The following is a 24,350-nucleotide window of genomic DNA, read 5'->3' as shown; positions in this document are numbered from 1 at the left end:
TGAGAATGATTTGCAATTACAACTTAAAAACGCTCCGCAGGCCATAAAGATACGGCCCTGCGGAAACGGTCAGTCAGTGATGATGGTGGCCGCAGCTTCCATGATCGTGGCCATGGTCATGATCGTGCGTTCCGGCATCCGACGCGCGGGGCGCGGTCTGGCAGTGATGGCAGGCCACCCATTCGGCATCCCCGTCCAGATAATGCTCCTTCTTCCAGACAGGCACCCTGTGCTTGATCTCGTCGATGATATAGCGACAGGCCCGGAACGCAGCATCCCGATGGGGCGCCGAAACACCGATCCAGACAGCAACATCCCCGACCTTCAGGCTCCCGGTGCGGTGCATCGCCACGGCCTGACTGATCTCGAAACGCTCCAGCGCCTCGGCCACGATCCGCTCGCCTTCGAGTTGCGCCAGCGCCTCGTAGGATTCATATTCCAGACCATCCACCGGACGGCCCTCGTTCCTGTTACGGACCCAGCCCTCGAAGGTGCAGAACCCGCCTGCCTCGGCCAGATGCAGATCCTCACGCAACACGTTCAGATCCACAGGCGCGGATGCCATGCGAAAGCGGCTCATCCGCCCGTCACCGGCGGGATGAACACGATGTGGTCCCCGTCCTTCAATGCCTGTGTCCAGGGAGCGAAATCGCCGTTGATCGCCACGCGAAGCTTCGAGGCTTCGAACGGAAAAGCGTATTTCTCACGCAGTTCCTCATAAAGCGGCCCCACGGTGCCAAACGCAGTTTCCAGCGACTGTTCCCGCGTCCCGGCCAGTTCCCGAAGCTGTGCGAAATATTCCAGTGTCAGGCGAATCATCGGCCCTCCCGGCAGATCTTTCAGGCGCCGGGCCGCATCCTCGCGTTCCTCCGGCGTGTTGATGTTGTCGAGCGCACCACGCATATGCGGCTCCAGCAGTTTCGTCGGGCTGTTAATCAGCAGCTTGCGCGGACAGATCCGGCCACCTTCAACCTGCTTTTCCAGTCGATCGAGCGCTTCCGGCTCCCAGATGGCACAGAGCGGTTCCGGCAGACCGTCATGTTCGCTGCGATAGGACACTGCGACATACTCCCCCTCCCGCGCGGCCATCAGGGTATCGAGCGTGCCGCGATCCAGCATCGGCAGATCACAGGCCAGAACCAGCCAGGCCACATCCGGATAAGCCCGATGAGCCGAGAGCAGACCCGCTGCTGGTCCATCGACGTCCACGGTATCGACGACCTGCGGAAAGCTGGACCGCAGCGGATCGGACGTCTGACCCGGTCTTACGGAGACGAAACACCGCTCCACAACAGGGGCCAGAGCCTCGAACGCCGCCTGAAGCTGTGGCTTGCCGTGGTAGTCGAGCGCAGCTTTGTCCGTCCCCATGCGTCGGCTGGCACCACCCGCAAGGATCAGGCCGTAAACCGGTGTCATGACTCGATCCGCTGGAAGTCGCGCTTGCCGCCGGCCTTGCCCATCAGCCGCACCTCGCGGATGATCATGTCATGGGACATGGCCTTGCACATGTCGTAGATCGTGAGCGCAGCAACGGAAGCCCCGGTCAGCGCCTCCATTTCCACGCCCGTGCGCCCCTTGCACGAGACCCGACAGTCGATCACCGCTTCATCGCCCTCGATCGTGATGTCCACCCGGCAGCCACTGAGCGAGAGCGGATGACACAGCGGAATGAGCTGCGATGTCGATTTCACACCCATCACGCCCGCGATCTGCGCGACGGTCAGCACCGCACCCTTGGCTGTCATAAACCCGGCTTCAGACAGCGTCCGCGCCATCTCGGACGGGAACACCAGACGAGCCTGCGCATGGGCGCTGCGTTCGGTCACATCCTTGCCGCTGATATCGACCATGCGCGGATCCTCGCCGCGCTCGTTGACATGGGTGAGCGTCTTCATCGTCTTCGATCTCCCGGTCTAGCCGCCGATATAGTTCATCTCAATGCGGCGGCGTGCTGGCGCATCCGAAGAGGCAGCCCGCTCCTCACTATACCTGTCCGTCCGCTGGCGCCACACCCCGGCCAGAAGCTCCCGCAGGGCCGTATCGTCGCTATCATCACGCAGGAGCGTTCGCAGATCCGTCCCTTCCGAGGCGAACAGGCAGGTATAAAGCTGCCCTTCCGAGGACAGTCGCGCACGCGAGCAGTCCCCGCAGAACGGCGCGGTGACGGAAGAAATGAACCCGACCTCCCCGCCCCCGTCGCCATAGCGATATCGCTGCGCCACTTCCCCGCGATAATGGGCATCGACCGGCTCCAGCGGCCAGCGGGCATCAATGCGTTCGCGCAGTTCCCGCGACGGCACGACCTCCGCGCGCTCCCAGTGATTGCGCGTCCCGACATCCATGTATTCGATAAACCGCAAGACGACTCCACTATGCCGAAAGCGCTCTGCCAGCGCCTCGACACCCGCGTCGTTCAGTCCACGCTGGATAACGGTATTGAGCTTCACGCCTCCGGAAAACCCCATCCGCGCGGCACTGTCGATCGCGTCCAGAACCGGCTCAAGCTGCGCCCGGCCGCCGCTCATCCGGGCGAACACCGCCGGGTCCAGACTGTCGAGACTGACCGTCACGCGGTTCAGGCCGGCCTCTTTCAGATCACGAACATGACGCTCCAGCAGAACGCCGTTCGTGGTCAGCGCAACATCCTCCACACCTTCGATGGCTGCAAGACGCGCCACAAGGTCGGGGAGCTTCGGCCGCAGCAATGGCTCCCCACCGGTCAGGCGCAGTTTACGCACACCGAGCGAGACCGCCACACGCGCCACACGCTCGATCTCGTCAAAGCTCAGGCGCTCTTTGGGCTCCAGAAAGCGGAAATGCTCGTGGTAGGTCGCTTCCGGCATGCAGTACGGGCAGCGAAAATTGCACCGATCCATGACGGAAATCCGCAGATCATGCAGCGGCCGGCTGTAACGATCGGTCAGGGCTGGCGTCTGGTTACCAGCCATGGAACATCGCGGCTGTTCCGCGGGGCGCCACGCCATCACCGAGCGGCAGCTCCACAAACCCGTCCGTTGATGCCAGAAAACTGAAATCTCCGGACGTCGGCATCGGGCACGGCGTTGCGAGCGCCTGACCCGCGGCATCGTGACGGAGCTTTACCGGCAAGAAGCGCGTCAGCGTCGGGATCAGTTCGGCATCTGCATCCAGCATGACGGCATAAGGTTCAGGACGGCTTAGCCCCTGCCCTGCCAAAAGCATCGGCATGACATAACGCACCCCGCAGGTCGTGGCGGAAACCGGATTGCCCGGCAGCCCGAAAACGCGCTGCCCCTCCGGGCCAACCCCGAACCACAACGGCTTGCCTGGACGCTGCGCCACCTTGTGGAACACCCGCTCGACCCCGATTTTCGAAAGCGCTTTGGGAACGTGATCGAAAGCCCCCATCGAAACGCCCCCGCTCAGGATCAGAACATCATGCCGCGAGAGCTGTTCGCGCAGCGCCACAATCGTCTCCGCAAGATCGTCCGGGACGACAGAGCGTTCGATGCAGTTAAAACCGCGCGACAGCAACGCACCCGTCAGGGCAAATTCGTTGGAGCGCCGGATTTCCCAGTCCCGCACGGGAGCCGCCACATCCACAAGCTCGTCGCCCGTCGCCACGATCCCGATGGACGGAATCCGTGACACACAGACCTGCGCATGCCCATTGCCCGCCAGAACCGCCAGCGCAGGACCGTCCAGACGACGCCCCGGCACCAGAAGCTCCGTCCCAGCCGCACAATCAGAGCCTCGCCGATGAATGAACTGCCCTTTGCGCGGCTCGTAGCCCTCTTCAAAACGGATCAGCCGCCCTTCGCGAACAAGCCGTTCGACCGGAACGACAGTATCCGCGCCATCCGGCAAAACAGCACCCGTCATGACCTCAAGACAGACATGCCCCTCCGGCAGCATCTGCCCTGGCGCACCGGCACGCTGGATTCCGTGCGATACCAGCGTTTGACCACTGCCATGGCGGTAGGCAATGCCGTCCATCATCACGCGGTCATAAGGGGGGTGGGCACGCTCGGCATGTACCGTCTGCTGAAGCACGCGCCTTGCCGCCATAGCCAGATCGACCGTCTCGGTCCCGAAGCTGCCGGCATAATCCAGCACCAGTTCCATGGCCCGTGTAACGCTCAGGAGTTCATTCATTTCCGCTCCGGTCGCTGGCGCGTCTGTTCCGCTGGCTGAAATGCCGACGCTGCGTTCCCTGCCGATATAGACCTCATGGCCCACGGATCAACAGTCTGAGGCTGAAAGGGTATGTCATAATCGTCTTTGGCGTTACCCTGATGCCCTCAAAGCGCATCAGGGACCCTCCATGACGGACGCGGCACAGTTCTCTCCCCTACCTCAGTGGCCGAGCTATGGCCTGACGGACGATCTGCTCCCTACGCTGGAACGCTGGGTTCTTGATGGAAAACGCGCTGCTCTGGCCACGCTCGTCAGCATCACAGGCTCCTCACCGCGCCGGTTGGGGAGTGAAATGGCGATCTGTGAGGACGGCGAAGTTCAGGGCTATGTCTCCGGTGGCTGCGTGGAAGCGGCCGTCCGCGCCGAAGCTCTGGAATGCCTGAAAGACGGGCAACCACGGATGCTCGATTATGGCGCGGGCAGTCCGGTTCTGGACATCCAGTTGACCTGTGGTGGGCGGATCGGGATTTTTGTGCGCCCGATCTCCGACCTAGATGCTCATGTTGCAGCCCGCAGAAGCGCGCGCGACAGACGCCAGCCCATCACGCTCATCACGGACCTGAATACCGGAGCGATGCGGTTCTGCGAGGGAGAACGCACCACGGCAAATGAAGCAGGACGGTTCTTCCGCCCGTACCTCCCGCCCCTGCGACTGGTTCTGGCAGGCGGGGACCCGGTTACTCTTGCCATCCTGAACCTGTCGAGCCTCATGGGACTCGAAACCATCCTGCTTCGCCCCTACGGACCACCAGAGCCTCCTCCCGGCCTTCTTCCCAAACGCTATCTTCGCGGAAGTCTGGACGCTGCCCTCACTATGCTCACGCTTGACCGATGGACGGCCGTCTACAGCCTGACGCATGATGCTCATTACGATCTGATGCTGGCAGCCCATGCCCTGAAATCCGAGGCTTTCTGCGTCAGTATTCTGGGAAGCCGCCGCAAGATCCCCGGCCGACTTGAAGCCCTTGAGGCCGCAGGTGTTTTGCCCGAAGCCTTCAGCCGCCTGCACCTGCCAGCCGGACTGGATATCGGGGCGCAGACTCCAATGGAAATCGCGCTTTCCATCCTGGCCCAGATGATTGCGAAGCAGCCGCAATGAGCCCCCATTCCGCTCTTCTTCTGGCTGCGGGGGGAAGCACACGCCTCGGACGCCCGAAACAGCTTCTGACCATCAATGGCGAGCCGCTCGTACGGCACGTCGCACAGCTTCTGCTTGCGACAAAACCTGAGCGGCTTGTCATCGTGACGGGAGGCGCGTCCACAGAGATATGTCATGCCCTCGCGGGCCTGGACGTCATTCTGGTTCAGAATAAAGACTGGAAAACCGGCATGGCATCATCGCTCAGATGCGGCCATCGGGCGCTGGGGCAGAACGCCATGCCCCTGCTGATTGCCGGAACGGACCAGCCGTGCCTGACGCTCTCCCATCTCCGTGCCCAGCTGGAACAGGAAGACAGCAACAGGGATATCGTCACGGCTTATGGAGAAGAAGGCCGGGGCATCCCGGTGCTGCTGACGCTGGCGACGCAACTGCGCCTTGACGGATTGCGAGGCGATACCGGCCTGCGCCAGCTCTGGAAAAGCGCAGAAACAGCCCCCGCCTTCGTTCAGGCGCCCGAACTTGGATTCGATATCGACACGCCAGAAGAGCTTGCCACTGCGGTTCGTGCAGGCTGGATCGACCGGGACTGAAAAGCCGGGCCCTTTACGAACCCGGCTGATGCATTTCAGGAAATGCGGTGGATCCAGCCATGGACGTCATTCGTCCGGCCGCCCTGCAGGTCCGTCAGGGATTTCTTGAGCTGCTGTGAAACCGGGCCAGGTGTCGTCCCGTCTCCAAACACAGCCTCACCCGTCGGGCGCACAAATTTCCCGATGGGGGAAAGGACCGCCGCCGTGCCACAGGCGAAGGCTTCCGTGTACTTGCCCGAAGCTGCGCCAGCGAAAAGCTCGTCGATATCGACTGGCTCTTCAATCACTTCGATCCCCTGATCGGCCGCAATCTGGATCAGGCTGTTGCGGGTAATGCCCCGCAGGATGGTGCCACCCAGCGGAGGCGTGACGATCTTGCCGTCCTTGCGGACGAACATCACGTTCATGCCGCCCATTTCCTCAACGAAGCGACGCTCGCGCGCATCAAGGAACAGGACCTGATCGCAGCCCTTGTCCTTGGCTTCGGCCTGGGCAATCAGGCTGCCCGCATAGTTGCCGCCGCACTTGGCTTCACCCGTGCCACCGATCGCAGCGCGCGTGTAATGCTCGGAGACCCAAACGGACACACAGCCGGAACTGAAATACGCGCCGACCGGGCACGCAATGACGATGAACAGGTATTCCGTGGCCGGCTTCACGCCGAGGAAGACTTCGTTGGAAATCATGAACGGACGCAGATACAGGCTTTGCCCATCTGCGGACGGCACCCAATCCTGATCCACGCGCACCAGTTCATCAACGGCCTGCACGAACAGATCTTCCGGCAGTTCAGCCATGCCCATGCGACGGGCAGAGGCGGCAAAACGCGATGCATTGGCTTCGGGGCGGAAGGTTGCGACATGGCCGTCCTTCTCACGATAGGCCTTCATGCCCTCAAAAATCTCCTGCCCGTAATGCAGGACCGTCGAAGCCGGATCGATGCTCAGGGGACGGCGCGGCGTGATTTTCGCATCGTGCCAACCCTTATCGACGGAATAGCGGATGATGGCCATGTGGTCGGTAAAGACACGCCCAAAGGACGGATTGGCCAGCAGTTCCGTCCGCTTCACTGGATCGGTCGGGGTTTCGGTCTTTTCAATGATGAAGGGCGTCATGGGAAAACACTTCCGAAGATTCTGGTCTTTAAAACAGCGGAGGCACTCTGCCATACATGTTTCGCGCTGGCGATATGGAAAGGTTGTTTCTTTTTGAATTTCTTTAACGAAATTAAGATGCGTTTGTGTTTGTTTTTAAGTTCTTTTGTTAAAATAAGACACAGATCCCCGCACCCCGAAACCAGACACAAAAAAACCCGGCCATTTCTGGCCGGGTTTTTCGTCGTTCGAAAAGGCTGAAGAAATCAACGCTTCGAGAACTGGAAGGAACGACGTGCCTTCGCACGGCCGTACTTCTTACGCTCGACAATACGGCTGTCACGCGTCAGGAAGCCGGCGGCCTTCAGGATGCCACGCAGGCTCGGCTCGTAATACGTCAGTGCACGGGAGATACCGTGACGGACGGCGCCAGCCTGACCGGACAGACCGCCACCAGCAACCGTGCAATACACGTCGAACTGGTTGTAGCGATCGGAAATCAGGAACGGCTGCGTGAGGAGCATGCGCAGAACCGGACGGGCAAAATACGTCGTGACCGGACGGCCGTTGACGATGATGTCACCCTTGCCAGGCTTGATCCATACGCGGGCCACGGCGTCCTTACGACGGCCGGTTGCGTAGGAACGGCCCTGGGCATCACGCTTGACTTCGTGAACCGGGGCGGCGTTGGAGGTAACGGCAGGTGCAACGCTCGCAAGGTCCTGCAGCGTGCCGGTGCGCTCTTGGGTCTCGGACATGATACAGGCCTTACGACTCGTGGGTTACGGTGTTTTTGCGGTTCATCGCAGCAACGTCCAGCTTGACAGGCTGCTGGCCGTCATGCGGGTGCTCGGAACCGGCATAGACATACAGGTGCTTCATCTGGGCGCGCTGCAGAGGACCACGGGTGATCATGCGCTCAACGGCCTTTTCCACAACTTCTTCCGGGTGTTTGCCCGTGAGACGCTGCGTGATGGTGCGCTCCTTGATACCGCCCGGATAACCCGTGTGGTAGTGGAACAGCTTCTGGCCGACCTTGTTGCCCGTCAGAACCACCTTCTCGGCGTTGATGACGACGATGTTGTCGCCGCAATCAACGTGCGGGGTGAACTGCGGCTTGTGCTTTCCGCGCAGGCGGGTGGCGATGATGGTGGCGAGACGGCCGAGAACGAGCCCTTCGGCGTCGATCAGCACCCAGTTCTTCGTCACCTCCGCTGGCTTCAGCGAACGTGTGGTCTTCATTAGTGACATTCCAGCTTGGGGTGCGACCCAAAGGCCGCACCGTGGATGGCGCTTGCAGTAGAAAAGGTGCCTGAAAGCACCCTCTCTCCCGACGAAGCGGATCAGGTGGGGCCTTATTGCCGTCCCCGAGGCGCGCGTCAAGCCCCGTTCACACATTGAATTATGTGATTCGCAGGAGTTTTCCGCCGTTTTTGACCATATGGTATCCTGTTACCGTAACAAAAACCACGTCTGCATTGCCCCATATCGCGACAATGGTATCCTGCCACCACGCAGACCGTTCGCGCCCGACGCCTGTGCGGGGCCGTTTCAGACAGGAACATCAACGTGAAAAGACCCTGGCTCACGGCGAGCCTGATTTCGGTAACGGCCGTGATCGGCATGGCTGGCGTTCACCACGAAGCCCATATGGAGCTGGTTCGTGGCCTCTCCAGCTTCCGGGCGGCTCTTCCCCCGGGCACGACATTCACATACGGGAGCGCCCATCCGGCTATTCTTTCCCTGGGCGCTACCCTGACCGACATTACCCTGCGGGACGGATCACTGACCCTGCGGGCCTCCCGGATGCGGCTCGGCCATCCCCGCCCGACACCGGATGGTGGGCTTTCCATTCGTGCGGTCGAAGTTCGGGAACCGTTCCTTCAGACGCCGACACAGATCATCCATGGCAGCACACTCAGTCTGCGCCAGCTGATCCTGCCGCCGTCGCGTCCTGCAACGGAAGGCCATTCACGAATCGATCCGGCGCATATCGCGCTGGCCCACGGCCAGATCGAGCAGCTTTCGGTCCAGAACCTCGTCCCGTCGCCCTCTCCCGGCCCGATCAATGTTCACAGCCTGTTTGCCGGTCGCCTCACGCTGGACAACTACGGCCCCAGCCTCATCACCGCCCTGCGCACCGACGGCGCGACTGTCGCCTATGAGCGCACCGTACACACACCTGGTCATGACCCGCAGCTTGTCAGCGGGCAAGCCAGTCTGGAACGGCTGGATCTGAAGCAGAAGGATCTCGCTGCGCAGGTTGCCGCCCTGTGGGACCATCACCCTCTGCCGCCGCATATGCCCCCGCCACAGAGCTTTGCCGCCCGTAATTTCAGGCTGAGCATGACATCGGGCACAATGCGACTGGATGAGTTGCGTGGGACCGGGACGCTGGAAAACCAGACTGCGACCATGACACAGGATCTGAAAGGCTTTCATTTCCAGAGCGACGAAAAACTGCCGTTTCCGATCAACGGTGCAGGCGCGACAGCCCATTCTGTCCAGATTTCGAATCTAGGTGATCATACGTCCCGGACCGATGCATCCCTCACGGTTCCCGGTTTCATGACCCTGACGGCCAGCGCCAGAACCGTTCAGACAGACTTCGCTGAGGGGCATTCTTCTCCGCAACAGATGCTCCAGTCGACCGCCCTGCAGAACGTAACTTTCTCGCTGAAAGGAGACAGGTTTCTCGATACCGGTTTCGTCCTGTCCGCCCGACAGGCCGGAAATGGAGCAACGGCGGAACAACTGCGCCAACAGGCTGCTCAGGTCCTGCAGATGGCGCTCTCCGTTAATCCGAGGCTGAGCGCCATACCCGATTATGTTGCCCGTCCCGCAGGCCGCACCCTGACCGTAACCTATACCTCCGGGACGCCCGTTTCCCTTCGCGTTCTCAATGATGCCTTCTCTTCCCCGGCATCAATGCTGGCATTTCTCGCCTCCCCCGACCTGAAGGCTTCCGCGCAATGACGACCGGAAACATCCCAGTCCCGTCAGCCCCTGCCAACGGCCCGGTTAGCATCATCGGCGCCAGCGGCCGCTCTGGAGCGGCGCTTTGTCGCGCACTTCTGGCTGAGAGTCAGAAAATCATCGCCGTCGTGCGCAGCCAGGGCAATCTCGCGCCCGATATCGCAGCAGCCTGCTGGGCCGTACGGGTCGCCGATCTTACAGACAGCACCACGCTTGCCCTGGCATTCGAAGATGCGGCGATTGTCGTCAACACCGCCCATGCGCGTCACCTGCCAGCCATTCTGGCCGCCACAAAAGCGCCTGTCGTAGCGCTGGGCAGCACACGCAAATTCACGCACTGGCCGGATAATCACGGAGGGGGCGTTCTCGCAGGTGAGGCAGCCCTCAAAGCCGATGGCCGCCCTTCAATCATCCTGCATCCGACCATGATCTATGGCGCTCAGGGCGAAGACAATGTGCAGCGGTTGGCAAAGCTTCTGGAACGCCTGCCTGTTATCCCTCTTCCCGGAGGTGGACGCGCACTCGTTCAGCCCATCGACCAGCGGGACGTCACGCGCTGTCTGGTCTCGGCCATTCACCTGATCCAGAGCGGAGACGTCACGGGACCGGAAAGCATCGTGATCGCTGGTCCGACTGCGGTGGCTTACCGAACCTTCGTGCGCATGGTGCTGTATTTTGCGGGACTTGGCGGCCGTCCCATCATTTCCCTGCCGGGGTGGATGCTCATGGCTCTGTCCCATGTGACGCGGCATATCCGCAAACTGCCACAGATCGCGCCGGAAGAAATCCGCCGGCTTCTGGAAGACAAGAATTTCGATATCGGCATGATGGAGCAGCGTCTGGGCGTAATACCCGTCCCGCTCGCGAACGGCCTGCACAACCTGTTCGGAGCGCGATCCCATCACAAGCAGAAACCCTGATCCACTCGGGATCAGGGTTTTCGTCGAGTATCAGTTACGGGAATAAACGTCCTCGATACGGACGATATCGTCTTCGCCAAGATAAGGCCCGGACTGCACCTCAATCAGTGTCAGCGGAATCCGGCCCGGATTTTCGAGCCGGTGCACACAGCCCAGCGGCAGATACACGCTCTCGTTTTCCCGGACCATGATCTGGTCTGTATCGCGGGTCACGACGGCCGTGCCGCCCACGACCACCCAATGCTCGGCACGGTGGAAGTGCTTCTGCAGAGACAGCTTCTGACCCGGCTCGACCACGATCCGCTTCACCTGGAAACGGTCGGCCTGGATCAGGCTCTCATAGAAGCCCCACGGGCGATACATGCGGTTATGGGCAACCGCTTCCTTGCGGCCAGCCTTTTTCAGACGGCTGACCATGTGCTTGACGTCCTGCGCACGATCACGATGTGAGACCATGACGGCGTCCTGCGTCACAACAACGATCAGGTCCTCGACCCCGGCAACCGTGGCAACGATTCCATCCGAACGGACGTAGCAGTTTCGTGCGCCATCAAGAAAAACATCTCCGAACGTGGCATTGCCCGCCTCGTCCTTGGGAGACAGGTCCCACAGCGCGTCCCAGCTTCCGATATCCGACCAGCCAAATGTCCCCGGCACCACGGCCGCGCGCTTCGTCCGTTCAGCCACAGCATAATCGACCGAAATGTCCGGCGCCTGGCGGAAGCTCGCATCGTCCAGTCGGTCGAAATCGAGATCGCTTTGGCGTGTCTGAACAGCCTTCTCCACATGCTCGTAAATCGCAGGCTCGAAGGTCTGGATTTCCGACAGAAAAACACTGGCCTGTGTGACGAACATGCCGGAATTCCACAGATATCGGCCATCGCGGAAAAATTCTTCCGCCGTGGCAACATCAGGCTTTTCGACAAACCGCGAGACCCCGAAAACGCCGTCCAGCCCTGCGATTGGTGCGCCACTCTCTATGTAGCCATAGCCCGTCTCAACGCGCGTTGGCTTCATTCCGAACGTCACGATCCGCCCTTGGCCCGCGGCAGCAACAGCATGCTCAAGAGAGGCATAAAGCGCGGCTTCGTCAGTGATCGCTGCATCTGCAGCCATAATCCACAGGATGGCATCCGGATCGGTCTCGGCTACGAGAAACGCTGCTGCCGCAATAGCCGGTGCGGAATTGCGGCCCACAGGCTCCAGAACAATCCGGGCGTTTTCGACACCGACGTCACGCAGCTGCTCTGCCACAATGAACCGGTGCTCGGCATTGCAGATCACGATCGGAGCGGACAGGCCTGCCCGCGCACCACGCAGAGCCGTTTCCTGTATCAGCGTCCGCTCCGTCAGAAGAGGCCAGAACTGCTTGGGATAGCTGCTGCGCGAAACCGGCCAGAGGCGACTGCCTGACCCGCCGGAGAGAATGACTGGAACAATCTTCTGGGACATAGGGGAATTATGCTTTTTCACTCACGAGATGGAAGCCATACAGCCTCCCGAATGGCTGGCACCATACATCAAGGCTACAGCCATTTCCAACTTCACCCCCGCGCACTTTTTCCAACATCAATAATTAAGCGAGATATCCGAAAAGACAGCCCCGGAAATCTGAAACATTGACTGTCAGCACCGGCGGGCTTTCTTATCCCGGAACGGAAATCAGTTTTGCCTGTGGAGAAACGGAACCATGAAACAGAATATTTTCTCCTCAGGTATTCTACTGGCACTTCTGGGCTATGCCGCATTTTCCATCAGCGATGCCTGCTCAAAGGGACTGGCAGGGCATCTCGACCCTTTTGAAGTTGCATTCTCAGGCGGCGTTTTTGGCTTCCTTCTTCTACCCTTCATCCGGCGTCCGGACGAACCCTACTCCGACATCTTTGCGACGACGCGTCCGGGCATGTGGGTTCTCCGGGCTGTTTCGACATTCGTCTCCACGGCAGCCAGTGTCATGGCTTTCATGCTGCTTCCCATGCCCGAAGCCCTGTCGCTGATGTTCCTGATGCCCTTCTTCGTCACCATCATTTCCGTGACGATCCTCAAGGAAAAGGTCTCATTCTGGACGTGGCTTTCGGTAGCCGTTGGATTTCTGGGCGTGTTGATCGTCTTGCGGCCCGGCGCACGGACATTTCACTTGGGCCATGTGTGCGCGATCATCGCCGCTCTCGCCAATGCGAGCAGCGTGGTGGCCTACCGCCTTACCGGAGATGGAAGCGCACGGCTTTCACTGTTCGGATCAAGCCTGTTTGGACCTCTGATTGGCGACGGGCTTCTCATGATCACCCATGCCTCCTGGCCACATGGCCTGAAGATATGGGCCATTCTGTTCGGATACGGCTTTCTCGCGGCTCTGGGGCAGCTTTTCATGATGATGGCTACGGCCGTCGCACCTGCGAACCGGGTGGCACTTCCGCAATACAGCCAGATGGTCTGGGCGGTGGCATTCAGCTACCTGCTGTTCAACCAGCCTCTGGACAACTGGACTTTCGTCGGAATCGTCGTCGTCACGCTCTCGGGCATGCTGAACTGGATCCGCCAGAAACTGCGTTTCGAACGCATGGCTCTCGAAGAGCACTGGGAACACAGGCATCACCATCAGGTCGATGCTGCAAAGACCTGAGGCAGGTATTCAAATTTCAGGAAATGCTGGGGCGAATGACGGGGATCGAACCCGCGACAACCGGTACCACAAACCGGCGCTCTACCGACTGAGCTACATCCGCCACACAGCGACGCATTCTCTAGAGGAAGGTTGGGGCAGTCGTCCAGTCCTTTGAAGCATTTTTTTTCATGCTTCCGGTTTTTCGACTGCCTCGGCCGACCTCAGATCACCGGAGTTCCTCCCGTAACCGCAATCGTAGCACCTGAGACATAGCTCGCTTCGTCGCTTGCCAGAAACACATAGACACCAGCCAGTTCGGCGGGCTGCCCCGGGCGCTTCATCGGTGTATCCGCACCAAAACGTTCCACATGCTCGGCATCCATGGTCGCTGGGATCAGGGGCGTCCATATCGGTCCCGGCGCCACCACATTGGAGCGAATGCCTTTTTCACCCAGAATCTGCGCCAGGCCGCCGCTGAAATTCTGAATGGCGCTTTTGGTCGCGGAATAGGCCAGCAGCTTGGGCTTTGGCTGATCTGCATTAACCGAGACCGTGTGGATCAACGCGCCACCACGCGGCATATGCGGCACAGCCAGCCGCGACAGACGGAACGTTGACCCGGCATTGATGTCGAACGTCTTGTCCCATTCCTCGTCGCTGACATCCGCCAGAGAGGACCGTTCGATCTGAAACGCCGCGTTGTTCACGAGAATATCGATCTGTCCGAACTCCGCGACCGTCCGGTCCACGATTTCAGCACAGAGATCCCGATCTCGCAGGTCTCCCGGAACCAGAAGGGCCCGTCGCCCCGCTTTACGGACCCAGGATTCAGTTTCACGGGCATCTTCCATTTCCTCAGGTAGAAAGGACAGGACGACATCAGCACCTTCGCGCGCAAAAGCAATCGCAATGGCCCGGCCGATCCCCGAATCGCCACCCGTGATAATCGCGATTTTCCCGCGCAGACGATCATGACCCACATAGCTTTGTTCGCCATGATCAGGCTTGGGCGTCATGAGAGATGTCTGTCCCGGAATATGATCCTGATGCGGCGTATTGAACGGCGGGGACGGATAGTTGGCCATAATGATCTCCGAATGAAGGATGTCAGTTTCGTGCCAACGCAATGATGCGCCTGGATGTTCAATTCGGGGCGATAACGTCCTGGCAAAAGACCAATAAACAGCGCGCTCGCACGCCCTGCTCATTCCGCATCTTCAATCCTGAGCTCAGTCCGGTTACACTGGACGCACCATTGCCGCGCCGGGCCTGAATACGTCGCACCCTGTTCACGCCCTGCCCGCAAGGATCTTTTCATGTCTCCCGCTCTCTATCGTCGCCAGTGGGCACAGAACCCGCTGCGCGAAGTGCTGGCCGGAATGGTCGGTACTTTTGCCCTCATTCCCGAGGTCATCGCCTTCTCCTATATCGCGGGCGTCTCCCCGGCGGTCTCGCTGTTCGCGTCCTTTGTCATTTCCGTCTCGATCGCCATTTTCGGCGGACGGCCGGGCATGATTTCCGGCGCGGCCGGCTCCGTAGCTCTGGTCGCGGCACCTCTGGTTCATGCTCATGGCGTGCAGGCGATGCTGCTCGCCACACTCGTCGCCGGCGCGTTTCAGGTCGTGTTCGGGCTGCTGCGTCTTCAGGCCGTCATGCGCTTTGTGCCCGCCGAAGTCCGGACGGGTTTCGTCAATGCGTTGGCCATCATGATCTTTTCCGCACAGGTTCCGCAGATGCTAGGCGTGAGCTGGCACACCTATGCGCTGATCGCGCTGGGCCTGGTCATCATCTATCTGCTGCCCCGCCTGTCGAACGCGATCCCCTCGCCACTGATCTGTATCGTGGTCCTCACCGCCATCACGATGCTCCATCCGATGCCCGTTCATACAGTCTCGGACCTCGGCGACCTCCCGACCGGCCTGCCCAGTCTGACCTTCCCGCATATTGCCCTGAACTGGGCCACATGGTCCGTCGTATTGCCCTATGCGCTGGCCATGGCGGCTGTAGGCCTGCTGGAATCCATGATGACGGCCTCCGTCGTCGATGACATCACCGATACCCATGGCGACCAGCGCATGGAGTGCACGGGGCTCGGTATTTCCAACATTCTCGTCGGCGCATTCGGCGGCATTGCAGGCTGCGGCATGATTGGGCAGACCGTCGGCAACCTGCGCTATGGTGGACGCGGACGCCTCTCGACCTTCACGGCCGGGGCCTTCCTGCTGGCCCTCATGGTTCTGCTCCATCGCTGGGTCGGACAGGTACCGATGGCAGCCCTCGTCGCCATCATGATCATGGTCTCAGCCAGCACGTTCTCATGGGGCAGCCTGCGCGACCTGACTCGCCATCCACGCCTGTCCAGCCTGACCATGCTCGTCACCGTTGCCGTCGTCGTCATCACCCACGATCTGGCCGCAGGCGTTGCGGTCGGGGTCATGCTCTCGGGCGTGTTTTTCGCCTGGCATGCCGCAAAACTCCTGCGTGTCACGGAAGAGCGTTCAGGCGAGACGCTGACCTACAGGGCATCCGGTCAGGTCTTTTTCGCGTCCTCAGACAGCCTGTCCGATGCCATTGACTACCACACCGATGCCAAAACCGTTGTTCTCGACCTGAGCCACGCCCGTTTCTGGGACATCACCTCGGTTCAGGTGCTGGAAAAGATCATCGGCAAGCTGCAATCCCATGGCCACACCGTGGAAGTCACGGGCCTGCATCCCGAACAGCATGGAATCATTGCATCCCAGTCGAACGAAAGCCTGCTCGCACTGTAAGGCCCGTCAGGGGCTGAAATCATAAAACCGTACGGATGCCCGGCTGTTATAGCCGCATCCCCGACCGCTCCGGAGAGACGCGTTGCGCAGCATGATTGATTTCAGTTCCTGGCACAGCCTGCTCGCCACTCTGATCGGGCTGGCCCTCTTCACGCTGATCGGCGTCGGCATCCGCCTGCTGACGATGCTGACCATCCAGCAGCGGCGGGAGCGCATGAACCGCCAGATCAACGAACGCCTGCGCGTCCTGATGGCCGCCTATCGCACACTGGGCGGCTCATTCACCGGCGATCTGGTCGTGGATCCGGCGCACAAGCGGGACCTGAGTGCCGACCAGCTTTCCAGCTCGGACCGCAACCGCCGCATTCGCGATGCCGTTGAAGCCGCGCTGTCTGACATTATCCTGCTCGGGACGGAAGAACAGGTTCGGCTAGCCGGGCGTGCCGCGGCAGAACTTGTAACCGGACGGCCCGTCCCGACCCATGATCTCGTGGTCTCCCTCCGCAATTTCATCCGCAAGGCTCTCAATCTGGAGAGCCTTCCCGCCGATCTCGTGCTTCCTGAACAGGGGCCAACCCGCCCCTCCTCGAATGGCGGCAGTAAGGGAGAAGGCAAAGAGGGCGGAAAAGGCGGCGGAGGTGCTGGGGGCGGTGGAGGCGGCATGGGTATGCAGGGCTCGACGGAGCCCGGTCTGCATCATGCAGACACGGAAAGCCACATACCGTAATTCCGTCCAATCTTTAATCTGACCGTAACCTCTCACCTATACCCCTGCCCCCGCACTGACGATAAGAAGAAGTCATGGAGCCGCCCCAATCGCCCCCATCAGCTTTAGCGCGAAAGAATCCCCGCGATCACCGCGTGGATGCACTGCGTGGCATCGCGTTGCTGATGATGCTTGTGGATCATGTCCCGGACGATCTGCTCAACCGGATCACTATCCGCAATTTCGGATTTGCGGACGCGGCCGAGATTTTCGTCATGCTGGCGGGTTATGCGTCCTATCTGGCTTATGGACGTCTGATCGACCGTCAGGGCTGGAAAACCGGCATCCATCGGATCCTCGCCCGCTGCCTCAGACTGTATCTGTACCAGACCGGTATGACGCTGGTGTTCGTCTGGACCGTGCGGCAGTGGCGGCATTACCAGCCTCTGCCGGAATACACGATCGAGCCCCAGCTCGCGCATGGCTATAGCTGGCTGTGGCGCATCCTGACCTTCGATGCCCTGCCAAGCTACCTGAACATCCTGCCGCTTTATGTCGTACTTCTGGCGCTGTTCCCGGTGATCTACTGGCTCCTGAAGCGCAGTCTGTGGCTGCTGGTCTCTATCAGCGTGGCCATATGGGCCGTCGCCAATCTGGATCCCCATATCACCATTCCCAACTGGCTTGACCCCACTGGATGGTATCTCAATCCGTTCGGCTGGCAATTCCTGTACATTCTGGGAATCCTGGGTGCCGTCTGGGCCTCAAAAAACAATGGCGACCTGCCCTATCGTCCATGGGCCAAAGCCCTGTGTCTGGCCTATCTCGCCGGCGCTTTCGTGCTGTGTTTTCCATACGAGTACTGGCACGTCCCGTTCCTGCGGATTTTCCCGGCCCCACCCAATACGGGTAAATCCACGCTGGCCATCTGGCGGCTGCTGGACATCATGGCGATCTTCTATCTGGTGCAGTCTTCCAAAGCGCTGCGCCGCATTTCCGCCGACCGGATCGGCCAGAGTCTCGCCCTGCTGGGTCGGAACTCACTGGAAGTCTTCGCCTGTAGCACGGTGCTCGACCTGCTGGGACGGCTGATGTTCGCCAGTTTCGGCATCAATCTGTGGGAGCAGCTCGTCATGAACGTGGTCGGGCTCGGCCTGACTTACGCGCTGGCTGTGCCACTGGATCGCGCCCGCCAGCGCGCTAAGGCTGCCCGTATCTCCGCGGGCGCTGCACCCGCGGTACCAGCGCCCTGAGAGAACATTCTCAGGCTTCCGGCTGAACAATCCGCTCCGGGTGAAGCAGTTCGAACCGCTCCAGATCTGCCGAGAAAAGACGGACCTGCACATCCATCCCGTCTTCCCGATCCGTCCGTCCAACCACTTCACCGTGCTGATAAAGCCAGGCCAGTGCAGCCCCATCCGTAATCGGTAGACGCACGTCCACAGACTTCATGGATCGCGTCAGATACTGGTCCAGAATCTCGAACAGATCCGGCAGCCCCTCGCCCGTAATGGCCGAGATCGCCACAGCGTTCTCACGCTTCGGCACGGCCTCGACGCCACCAACCAGATCGGCCTTGTTCAGCACTTCGATCGTGCGGTCCGACCAGTGTGAATCAAGCATCCCATCCCGCACCATGCCGTCCAGCACATTGAGAACATCCGCTCTCTGGGCGGCACTGTCGGGATGCGAGATATCACGGACATGCAGGATCACATCTGCCTGTGCCACTTCTTCAAGCGTCGCACGGAACGCCGCAATCAGCTCTGTCGGCAGTTCGCTGATGAACCCCACCGTGTCGGACAGGATCACATTGCGGCCAGAAGGCAGACGCAGGCCGCGCATGGTCGGATCCAGCGTGGCGAAAAGCTGGTCCTGAGCATGGACGGATGCGCCCGTCAGTGCATTGAAGAGCGTGGACTTGCCCGCGTTGGTATAGCCCACGAGCGCCACGACCGGGAACGGAACACGCTTGCGGGACTCACGGTGCAGGCCGCGGGTCCGGCGCACCTGCTCCAGCTCTTTCTTGATCTTGCCGATACGCTCGGCCAGCATCCGGCGATCCGCTTCCATCTGCGTTTCACCCGGGCCGCCAAGGAAGCCAAAACCGCCGCGCTGACGCTCAAGATGGGTCCATAGACGCACGAGCCGGGAACGCTGATATTCCAGATGCGCCAGTTCGACCTGCAACACACCTTCACGGGTGGCAGCACGCGCGCCGAAAATATCCAGAATCAGCCCTGTCCGGTCCACAACCTTGCAGCCCAACGCCTTTTCAAGATTGCGCTGCTGGCCCGGCGACAGACGCGCATCAATAACGACCACATCCACATCGTCGAGCTTGACGGCCTCGGCAAGCTGCTCGACCTGACCGCTTCCCAGCAGGGTTGCCGGGCGGCGCGCACGCAGCAGAATAGCAGCCTGACGCACAACAACCAGCCCGATCGAAGCTGTCAGCCCGACCGCTTCCTCAAGCCGGGCATCGGCCGCGCGAATTTCTTCATGCGGCCCTGACTTCTCCCAGGGCAGGATGACGGCCGCACGGGTTGCAGGTCTTTTGGTCTCGAAACCGCTCAAAGTTCTTCTTCCACAAAATGGGACATCGCCGCGACCGGCATGATCGTGCTGACTGCGTGTTTGTAAACAAGCTGCACATGACCATCACGGCGGAGCAGCAGGGTCTGGGCATCCGACTGCGCCACGATGCCCTGCAGCTTCACCCCATTGACCAGAAAGACGGTCACGGAGGCTTCGGTCCTGCGCAGATGGTCGAGGAAAATCTCCTGCACGGCACGGGGACCGGCAGAAGAGGAAGGTTCTGAAGTCACGCTGTTATCAGTCGACAGAGGAAAAAGGAGAAAAGCCGGTCCGCCATCTCAGCCACTCACCGGCGACGTCGTGGAACGCTCTTCGTTCGTCGTCACCCCAAGCTGCTTGAGCTTGCGATGGAGCGCACTGCGCTCCATGCAGACGAAGCTGGCTGTGCGGCTGATATTACCGCCAAACCGCATGAGCTGCACCTGAAGGTACTGCGTCTCGAACAGATCGCGCGCCTCACGCAGTGGCAGGCTCATCACATCCGCCCCGGAGTTCAGCCGCGTCATGGAGGGTGCGCCCTGACTGATGGTGGCCGGCAGCATGTCCGCCCGAATCGGGTCATTGCCCGTCCCCGGCATCATGATCAGCAGCCGCTCCATCAGGTTGCGCAACTCGCGCACATTGCCGGGCCATTCATAGGATTGCAGCGCCGCAAGCGCGTCCACGGAAAGCTCCCGCACCGGAAGCCCCGAAGACTGCGCACAGCGCTCAAGGAAGTGCCGCGCCAGACCCGGAATATCCTCGCGACGTTCGCGCAGGGACGGCACCCGCAACGGCACAACTGCCAGACGGTAATAAAGATCCTCGCGAAAGCGGTGTGCCGCGATCTCGGACTGAAGATCCCGGTTGGTCGTGGCAATAACGCGGATGTCCACCTTCACCCGCGTATTGCCGCCCAGGCGTTCGAATGTCTGATCCTGAAGCGCACGGACGATCTTGCCCTGCGTCTCAGGAGGCATATCCGCGACTTCATCGAGCAGCAACGTCCCGCGATGAGCGCGCTCCAGCACGCCGCGACGCATGGGCTGACCGTCCTCGCCCTCCAGACCAAAAAGCTCTTCCTCAAAGCGGTTGGGTGCCAGAGTCGCACAGTTCAGAGCAATGAACGGCCCCTCCGCCCGGCGTGAGCGCGCATGGATCATGCGGGCCGCGACTTCCTTGCCCGAACCGGCCGGGCCGCTGATCAACACACGCGAATTGGTGGGGGCCACACGCTCGATCTGGGCACGCAGGGCCGAAATAACGGCGCCATCCCCCGAGAGCGTCGTTTCCGGACCCGCCCTCAGACGCAGCTCCGCATTTTCCCGTCGCAGACGCGCGGCTTCGAGCGCACGCCGCACCACCACCAGAAGCCTGTCCGACTGGAAAGGCTTCTCGATGAAGTCATAGGCGCCCAGCTTGAGACTGGACACGGCCGTCTCGATCGTGCCGTGCCCCGAGATCATCAGGGTCGGCAGCCCTGGCTCTTCGGTCTGGAAAATCTTGAGCAGTTCGATCCCGTCCAGCCGGGACCCCTGAAGCCAGATATCCAGAATCGCCAGTGACGGACAATGTGCTCGGAAAAGCTCCAGCGCCTGATCCGAATTGGCCGCCGTCCGGGTCTTGTAGCCTTCGTCGTTCAGAATACCTTCGATGAGAAACCGGATATCCGGTTCGTCATCGACGATCAGGATCTCATGTTCCATCTGCTGTCCTCATGGTCTGGAGGTCTGTTCCACCCGGGACATGGCTCTCCTGCTCCCATAACGGCAGGGACAGGGTGACTCGCGTTCCCCGCTGCCCGGATGTCGGGCCACGGGAAAGGTCTGGTTCCCGATCAGTGAGCTGAAGCATCCCGGAATGGTCCTCCATGATCTTCTTGACGATCGCAAGGCCGAGGCCGGTGCCTTTCGCCTTGTGGGTTACATAAGGCTCGGTCAGCCGGTGGCGTTCCACCGTCGGCAGGCCGATCCCGTCATCTTCGATGTCTAGCAGGACATGCCCGCCGCGAATGTGCAAGCCCACCACAATGTGTCCAATTGGCTGCACTGGCTGGCCAGGCGCGTTTTCTCCCGGTTTTCCGCGACCTGCCATGCTAACGGCATCGGCTGCATTCTGTAGCAGGTTTGTGAGCGCCTGACCGATGAGTCGCCGATCGCAGCGCACGATCGGTCCCGATGGCGGCAATCCCGTCGTCTCGAACACGATTTCGGGATGAGCATTCCGCTGGAGCACCAGTGCCTCACGACACAGCCGCGAGAAGTCCTCCGGCTGCATGACAGGCTGCGGCATCCGCGCGAAAGCGGAGAACTCGTCAACCATGCGCCCGATATCGCCCACCTGTCGCACAATCGTGTCCACAAGCTGCGTGTAAGTCTCAGGATCAGACTGAATTTCCTTGAGGAAGCGCCGTTTCAGACGTTCCGCTGCAAGCTGAATCGGGGTCAGCGGATTCTTGATTTCGTGGGCCACGCGCCGCGCCACATCAGCCCAAGCGGCCTTGCGTTGAGCGGACTGAAGGTCGGTGATGTCGTCGAAGGTCACGACGTAACCCGCAACGTCCTGTCCCCGGAGCTCAGCCACGATCCGCACGAGAAGTGTCCGCCCCGCACCCGCACCCGCGCCTTCGCCCGGGCCACCCGGACGCTGCGCACCTTCGGTGTCCACCTGAATCTCGGCCGTATGAACGCGTTCGGGCGCCAAACGCGCCGCCTCCAGAAGAGTCGAGAACTCCGGCACCCGATCCGCAAGCTTCATGCCGATGGCGGGCTGGAGATCACGCTGAAGCACACTGGAAGCCGCACGGTTCGGCAGTTCGATGACCTGCATCCGGTCCAGCCCGATCACACCCGCCGACACACCCGCCAGCACGGTCTCGGTAAAACGGCGGCGCTCGTTGATCTGGTCATAGGCCTGCATCAGCTCGGAACGCTGGCTCTCAAGCTGGTCCGTCATGCTGTTGAAAGCCCGGGACAGGCCCGTCACCTCATCGTCCTTGTCCTGACCCGCATCGTCGGGCACCGGAACACGGACCCCCAGATCGCCTTTGGAAATCCGCTGGGCCGCCAGAATGAGCAACCCAAGCGGATTGGCGATACGGTTGGCCAGCGCCAGCCCCGTCAGCATCCCGACCGCCAGAACAAGCAACCCCATCAGGGCAAAAATGACCGCGAACAGGACCTGCGTCTTGCCGCGATTGGTGATCAACCTCTGATAATCCGCAACCAGCGTATCCGTCCGGCGCATATGTTCCACCACATCCGGATCAACCGGGCGCGTGATGACAAGCATGAGGCCGGAATTTCCGCCCAGCGCCACCACGGCGCGTACCCTGCGCTGGTCCGGTCGGTCCAGAATAACCGCCTCACCATGCTGCGCCAGTTCCACGACCGACTTCGGTGGAAGCGGAGGAGCCGTCGACATGTCGGCATCGCTACCCAGAAGTCCACCGACTGCCAGAACCTTGTAGGTCAGCGGATCAAACACCTCAGCATCTGTCAGCCCGCGCTCTGTGACCTCATCATCCAGAAATTCCTGAAGACGTGCCGGGTCATGGAAGAGGTCAATTCCACGGGAAAAAAGTTCATCATTCTGAACGGTAATCAGCGTGTTCGCGAGGGCGAACGCTTCGGTCCGGGCGTTGTCGTTGTGCTCGCGCAGATATCCGACCGCAACGGATCGCGCTTCCGTCAGCGCATCGTTCACACGGTTTGAAAACCAGATTTCCACGCCATAATGGAAGAACAGTGTCGCCACCGCGCCGACCACGATGGTCGGGGCCACCGCCACGATGCCGAACAACGTAATCAGCCGCACATGCAAACGCGCACCGGCCAGACCCAGCCTGCGTTCGGCCACCATCCGCCCGATCTGCACCACGGCCGCCGCCGCAATCAGCATGAGCATGATGAAATCGAGCAGGAAGACGATCGCCTGAACCTGCGGGCGATGCGCCAGAGACATCCCCCCCGACAGCACGACGAACGTCGCAAACGCGAGAACCAGCGCCATGACTGTCAGGAGAACCGCCCCGTTGGCGCTCGTCAGCCTCGCAAACAGGCGCCTCAGGGAAGGAAATTTCACTCGTCGATGCCTTTCGGGATCGTGATGTCCAGTTCGCGGATCCGTTTGCGCAGGGTGTTGCGGTTCACACCCAGAATGGCCGCCGCACGAAGCTGGTTGCCACAGGTGCGGCGCAGAACCATCGTGATCAGTGGTCGCTCGACCTCTCCCACCACACAGGCATGCAGATCGCCCGCTCCGTTTTCCAGATCGCCCTCAAGATACTCCGCCAGCGGCCGTTCCATAGCCCGCTCCAATCCACGAGGACGCGCTGTACCTGTGCCCGCCGCCAGACGACAGACCGCGCTGATCCGCTCCGGACCCAGACGCTGCGCCGATGGCAGCGCGGACAGCCACTGATGCAGCCCCGCTGCCAGACCGCCTTGCCGCAGGAGCAGGACCGGATCATGACGGCTGCCAGCAATCACGCGCAGATCCGTCTCAGCCTGCGCCAGCCAATCCATGAACCGGTCCTGCATCAGCGGGCACAGACAGTCGATTTCATCCAGAAGCAAAGTGCCGCCCTGCGCCTGCTGGATCCAGCCGGCCTCTCCATTTCCAAAAAGGGCCGCCTCCCGAAGCGCACGCGGCGTCGTGGTCAGAGCGGCAATGATGAAGGGATTCTGTGCCCGGGGGCTGTGACTGTGAAGCCGCCGGGCAACGTCCTGCCGGTCCAGCCGGGACGCGCCGTACAGAAAAACCGGATGGCAGCCCTGCTCGATCAGACCGGATGTAGGCGATTCCGTCATGAAAGGCCGGACAATGAAACGG

Annotated in this window: 23 protein-coding genes and 1 tRNA gene; 8 read left to right on the top strand and 16 right to left on the bottom strand. The window is 60.9% G+C overall.

From position 1 onward, the window contains the following. Nucleotides 1-73: 73 nt before the first annotated feature. Genes JK202_RS03910 through JK202_RS03890 form a run of 5 tightly spaced genes read right to left on the bottom strand, consistent with a single transcriptional unit; the run spans nt 74 to nt 4,134 of the window. The gene (locus JK202_RS03910; protein WP_211558407.1) at nt 74-580 is read right to left on the bottom strand and encodes a molybdenum cofactor biosynthesis protein MoaE; all 507 of its coding nucleotides are present in this window, start codon (nt 578-580) and stop codon (nt 74-76) included. After that, on the bottom strand, nt 577-1,416 hold the full coding sequence (locus tag JK202_RS03905; RefSeq protein WP_211558405.1) for an NTP transferase domain-containing protein: 840 nt from the start codon (nt 1,414-1,416) through the stop codon (nt 577-579). Before JK202_RS03905 ends, JK202_RS03910 begins: the two co-directional genes overlap by 4 nt. Then, nucleotides 1,413-1,895: a cyclic pyranopterin monophosphate synthase MoaC gene (gene moaC / locus JK202_RS03900; protein WP_211558398.1), complete on the bottom strand. Its 483-nt coding sequence runs from the start codon at nt 1,893-1,895 to the stop codon at nt 1,413-1,415. Before moaC ends, JK202_RS03905 begins: the two co-directional genes overlap by 4 nt. Nucleotides 1,896-1,913: 18 nt before the next feature. Beyond that, entirely contained in the window at nt 1,914-2,948 is a 1,035-nt protein-coding gene (gene moaA / locus JK202_RS03895; RefSeq protein ID WP_211558396.1) for a GTP 3',8-cyclase MoaA, read from the bottom strand. Next, a complete protein-coding gene (locus tag JK202_RS03890) occupies nt 2,938-4,134 on the bottom strand; it encodes a molybdopterin molybdotransferase MoeA (RefSeq protein ID WP_211558394.1) in 1,197 nt (398 codons plus the stop codon). The genes moaA and JK202_RS03890 overlap by 11 nt, the downstream gene beginning before the upstream one ends. Nucleotides 4,135-4,303: 169 nt before the next feature. On the opposite strand from JK202_RS03890, the gene JK202_RS03885 reads away from it, so the two are divergent. After that, complete coding sequence (locus tag JK202_RS03885; protein ID WP_211558392.1) at nt 4,304-5,275, top strand: XdhC family protein; 972 nt, start codon at nt 4,304-4,306, stop codon at nt 5,273-5,275. Continuing rightward, nucleotides 5,272-5,868 (top strand): NTP transferase domain-containing protein, encoded by a 597-nt coding sequence (locus JK202_RS03880; RefSeq protein ID WP_211558390.1) that lies wholly within the window; start codon nt 5,272-5,274, stop codon nt 5,866-5,868. Before JK202_RS03885 ends, JK202_RS03880 begins: the two co-directional genes overlap by 4 nt. 35 nt (nt 5,869-5,903) lie before the next feature. Here the strand turns inward: JK202_RS03880 and JK202_RS03875 are convergent, their stop codons facing one another. The 3 genes from JK202_RS03875 to rplM all read right to left on the bottom strand — a co-directional run bounded on the left by JK202_RS03875 (nt 5,904) and on the right by rplM (nt 8,204). Continuing rightward, complete coding sequence (locus tag JK202_RS03875) at nt 5,904-6,983, bottom strand: branched-chain amino acid aminotransferase (RefSeq protein ID WP_211558388.1); 1,080 nt, start codon at nt 6,981-6,983, stop codon at nt 5,904-5,906. A 245-nt stretch (nt 6,984-7,228) separates the two neighbouring features. Continuing rightward, on the bottom strand, nt 7,229-7,720 hold the full coding sequence (gene rpsI, locus JK202_RS03870; protein ID WP_062028979.1) for a 30S ribosomal protein S9: 492 nt from the start codon (nt 7,718-7,720) through the stop codon (nt 7,229-7,231). A gap of 10 nt (nt 7,721-7,730) precedes the next feature. Beyond that, the gene (gene rplM, locus JK202_RS03865; RefSeq protein WP_211558385.1) at nt 7,731-8,204 is read right to left on the bottom strand and encodes a 50S ribosomal protein L13; all 474 of its coding nucleotides are present in this window, start codon (nt 8,202-8,204) and stop codon (nt 7,731-7,733) included. A 327-nt stretch (nt 8,205-8,531) separates the two neighbouring features. Here rplM and JK202_RS03860 point away from each other — a divergent pair, with 327 nt between their 5' ends. Beyond that, the gene (locus tag JK202_RS03860) at nt 8,532-9,938 is read left to right on the top strand and encodes a hypothetical protein (RefSeq protein WP_211558372.1); all 1,407 of its coding nucleotides are present in this window, start codon (nt 8,532-8,534) and stop codon (nt 9,936-9,938) included. Continuing rightward, a complete protein-coding gene (locus tag JK202_RS03855) occupies nt 9,935-10,858 on the top strand; it encodes an SDR family oxidoreductase (RefSeq protein ID WP_211558371.1) in 924 nt (307 codons plus the stop codon). The genes JK202_RS03860 and JK202_RS03855 overlap by 4 nt, the downstream gene beginning before the upstream one ends. Before the next feature lie 30 nt (nt 10,859-10,888). Here JK202_RS03855 and JK202_RS03850 read toward each other — a convergent pair whose 3' ends face one another. Beyond that, nucleotides 10,889-12,310, bottom strand: coding sequence for a mannose-1-phosphate guanylyltransferase/mannose-6-phosphate isomerase (locus tag JK202_RS03850; RefSeq protein WP_211558369.1), 1,422 nt, complete (start codon nt 12,308-12,310; stop codon nt 10,889-10,891). Nucleotides 12,311-12,548: 238 nt separating this feature from the next. Between JK202_RS03850 and JK202_RS03845 the strand changes: the two genes are divergently transcribed. Continuing rightward, complete coding sequence (locus JK202_RS03845; RefSeq protein ID WP_211558367.1) at nt 12,549-13,481, top strand: DMT family transporter; 933 nt, start codon at nt 12,549-12,551, stop codon at nt 13,479-13,481. 27 nt (nt 13,482-13,508) lie between these two features. Here JK202_RS03845 and JK202_RS03840 read toward each other — a convergent pair. Then, a tRNA-His gene (locus JK202_RS03840) sits at nt 13,509-13,584 on the bottom strand. Nucleotides 13,585-13,684: 100 nt separating this feature from the next. Then, nucleotides 13,685-14,548 (bottom strand): SDR family oxidoreductase, encoded by an 864-nt coding sequence (locus tag JK202_RS03835; RefSeq protein WP_211558365.1) that lies wholly within the window; start codon nt 14,546-14,548, stop codon nt 13,685-13,687. A gap of 231 nt (nt 14,549-14,779) precedes the next feature. Between JK202_RS03835 and JK202_RS03830 the strand changes: the two genes are divergently transcribed. The 3 genes from JK202_RS03830 (at nt 14,780) to JK202_RS03820 (ending at nt 18,193) form a co-directional block, all read left to right on the top strand. Then, a complete protein-coding gene (locus JK202_RS03830; protein WP_211558363.1) occupies nt 14,780-16,234 on the top strand; it encodes a SulP family inorganic anion transporter in 1,455 nt (484 codons plus the stop codon). A 91-nt stretch (nt 16,235-16,325) separates the two neighbouring features. After that, entirely contained in the window at nt 16,326-16,961 is a 636-nt protein-coding gene (locus JK202_RS03825; protein ID WP_211558716.1) for a hypothetical protein, read from the top strand. A gap of 74 nt (nt 16,962-17,035) precedes the next feature. Beyond that, complete coding sequence (locus tag JK202_RS03820) at nt 17,036-18,193, top strand: OpgC family protein (RefSeq protein ID WP_211558361.1); 1,158 nt, start codon at nt 17,036-17,038, stop codon at nt 18,191-18,193. A gap of 10 nt (nt 18,194-18,203) precedes the next feature. Here JK202_RS03820 and hflX read toward each other — a convergent pair whose 3' ends face one another. The 5 genes from hflX to JK202_RS03795 are packed head-to-tail and all read right to left on the bottom strand — an operon-like array spanning nt 18,204 to nt 24,328. Further along, nucleotides 18,204-19,517 (bottom strand): GTPase HflX, encoded by a 1,314-nt coding sequence (hflX, locus tag JK202_RS03815; RefSeq protein ID WP_211558354.1) that lies wholly within the window; start codon nt 19,515-19,517, stop codon nt 18,204-18,206. Next, nucleotides 19,514-19,768 carry an RNA chaperone Hfq gene (hfq, locus tag JK202_RS03810; RefSeq protein WP_211558346.1) on the bottom strand — a complete coding sequence of 85 codons (255 nt, stop codon included), beginning with the start codon at nt 19,766-19,768 and terminating at the stop codon, nt 19,514-19,516. Before hfq ends, hflX begins: the two co-directional genes overlap by 4 nt. A gap of 48 nt (nt 19,769-19,816) precedes the next feature. Continuing rightward, nucleotides 19,817-21,223, bottom strand: coding sequence for a sigma-54 dependent transcriptional regulator (locus JK202_RS03805; protein ID WP_211558344.1), 1,407 nt, complete (start codon nt 21,221-21,223; stop codon nt 19,817-19,819). Then, nucleotides 21,213-23,600, bottom strand: a complete 2,388-nt coding sequence (locus JK202_RS03800) for a PAS domain-containing sensor histidine kinase (RefSeq protein ID WP_211558342.1) — start codon at nt 23,598-23,600, stop codon at nt 21,213-21,215. Before JK202_RS03800 ends, JK202_RS03805 begins: the two co-directional genes overlap by 11 nt. Beyond that, entirely contained in the window at nt 23,597-24,328 is a 732-nt protein-coding gene (locus JK202_RS03795) for a helix-turn-helix domain-containing protein (protein ID WP_211558340.1), read from the bottom strand. Before JK202_RS03795 ends, JK202_RS03800 begins: the two co-directional genes overlap by 4 nt. Nucleotides 24,329-24,350: the final 22 nt, after the last annotated feature.

The organism is Gluconobacter sp. Dm-62, assembly GCF_018256155.1.
In the GTDB taxonomy this organism is placed as follows: domain Bacteria; phylum Pseudomonadota; class Alphaproteobacteria; order Acetobacterales; family Acetobacteraceae; genus Gluconobacter.
Note: the sequence above shows the minus strand (reverse complement) of the source record. Positions and strands in the feature narration are given on the sequence as shown.

Excerpts from the sequence above, each read along its gene's own strand:
- JK202_RS03875 (WP_211558388.1), bottom strand. The coding sequence starts at position 6,983 with ATGACGCCCTTCATCATTGAAAAGACCGAAACCCCGACCGATCCAGTG.
- moaA (WP_211558396.1), bottom strand. The coding sequence starts at position 2,948 with ATGGCTGGTAACCAGACGCCAGCCCTGACCGATCGTTACAGCCGGCCG.
- JK202_RS03910 (WP_211558407.1), bottom strand. The coding sequence starts at position 580 with ATGAGCCGCTTTCGCATGGCATCCGCGCCTGTGGATCTGAACGTGTTG.
- JK202_RS03850 (WP_211558369.1), bottom strand. The coding sequence starts at position 12,310 with ATGTCCCAGAAGATTGTTCCAGTCATTCTCTCCGGCGGGTCAGGCAGT.
- JK202_RS03805 (WP_211558344.1), bottom strand. The coding sequence starts at position 21,223 with ATGGAACATGAGATCCTGATCGTCGATGACGAACCGGATATCCGGTTT.
- JK202_RS03820 (WP_211558361.1), top strand. The coding sequence starts at position 17,036 with ATGGAGCCGCCCCAATCGCCCCCATCAGCTTTAGCGCGAAAGAATCCC.
- JK202_RS03830 (WP_211558363.1), top strand. The coding sequence starts at position 14,780 with ATGTCTCCCGCTCTCTATCGTCGCCAGTGGGCACAGAACCCGCTGCGC.
- JK202_RS03795 (WP_211558340.1), bottom strand. The coding sequence starts at position 24,328 with ATGACGGAATCGCCTACATCCGGTCTGATCGAGCAGGGCTGCCATCCG.
- JK202_RS03880 (WP_211558390.1), top strand. The coding sequence starts at position 5,272 with ATGAGCCCCCATTCCGCTCTTCTTCTGGCTGCGGGGGGAAGCACACGC.
- rplM (WP_211558385.1), bottom strand. The coding sequence starts at position 8,204 with ATGAAGACCACACGTTCGCTGAAGCCAGCGGAGGTGACGAAGAACTGG.
- JK202_RS03905 (WP_211558405.1), bottom strand. The coding sequence starts at position 1,416 with ATGACACCGGTTTACGGCCTGATCCTTGCGGGTGGTGCCAGCCGACGC.
- JK202_RS03825 (WP_211558716.1), top strand. The coding sequence starts at position 16,326 with ATGATTGATTTCAGTTCCTGGCACAGCCTGCTCGCCACTCTGATCGGG.
- JK202_RS03835 (WP_211558365.1), bottom strand. The coding sequence starts at position 14,548 with ATGGCCAACTATCCGTCCCCGCCGTTCAATACGCCGCATCAGGATCAT.
- JK202_RS03855 (WP_211558371.1), top strand. The coding sequence starts at position 9,935 with ATGACGACCGGAAACATCCCAGTCCCGTCAGCCCCTGCCAACGGCCCG.
- moaC (WP_211558398.1), bottom strand. The coding sequence starts at position 1,895 with ATGAAGACGCTCACCCATGTCAACGAGCGCGGCGAGGATCCGCGCATG.
- JK202_RS03885 (WP_211558392.1), top strand. The coding sequence starts at position 4,304 with ATGACGGACGCGGCACAGTTCTCTCCCCTACCTCAGTGGCCGAGCTAT.
- JK202_RS03890 (WP_211558394.1), bottom strand. The coding sequence starts at position 4,134 with ATGAATGAACTCCTGAGCGTTACACGGGCCATGGAACTGGTGCTGGAT.
- rpsI (WP_062028979.1), bottom strand. The coding sequence starts at position 7,720 with ATGTCCGAGACCCAAGAGCGCACCGGCACGCTGCAGGACCTTGCGAGC.
- JK202_RS03845 (WP_211558367.1), top strand. The coding sequence starts at position 12,549 with ATGAAACAGAATATTTTCTCCTCAGGTATTCTACTGGCACTTCTGGGC.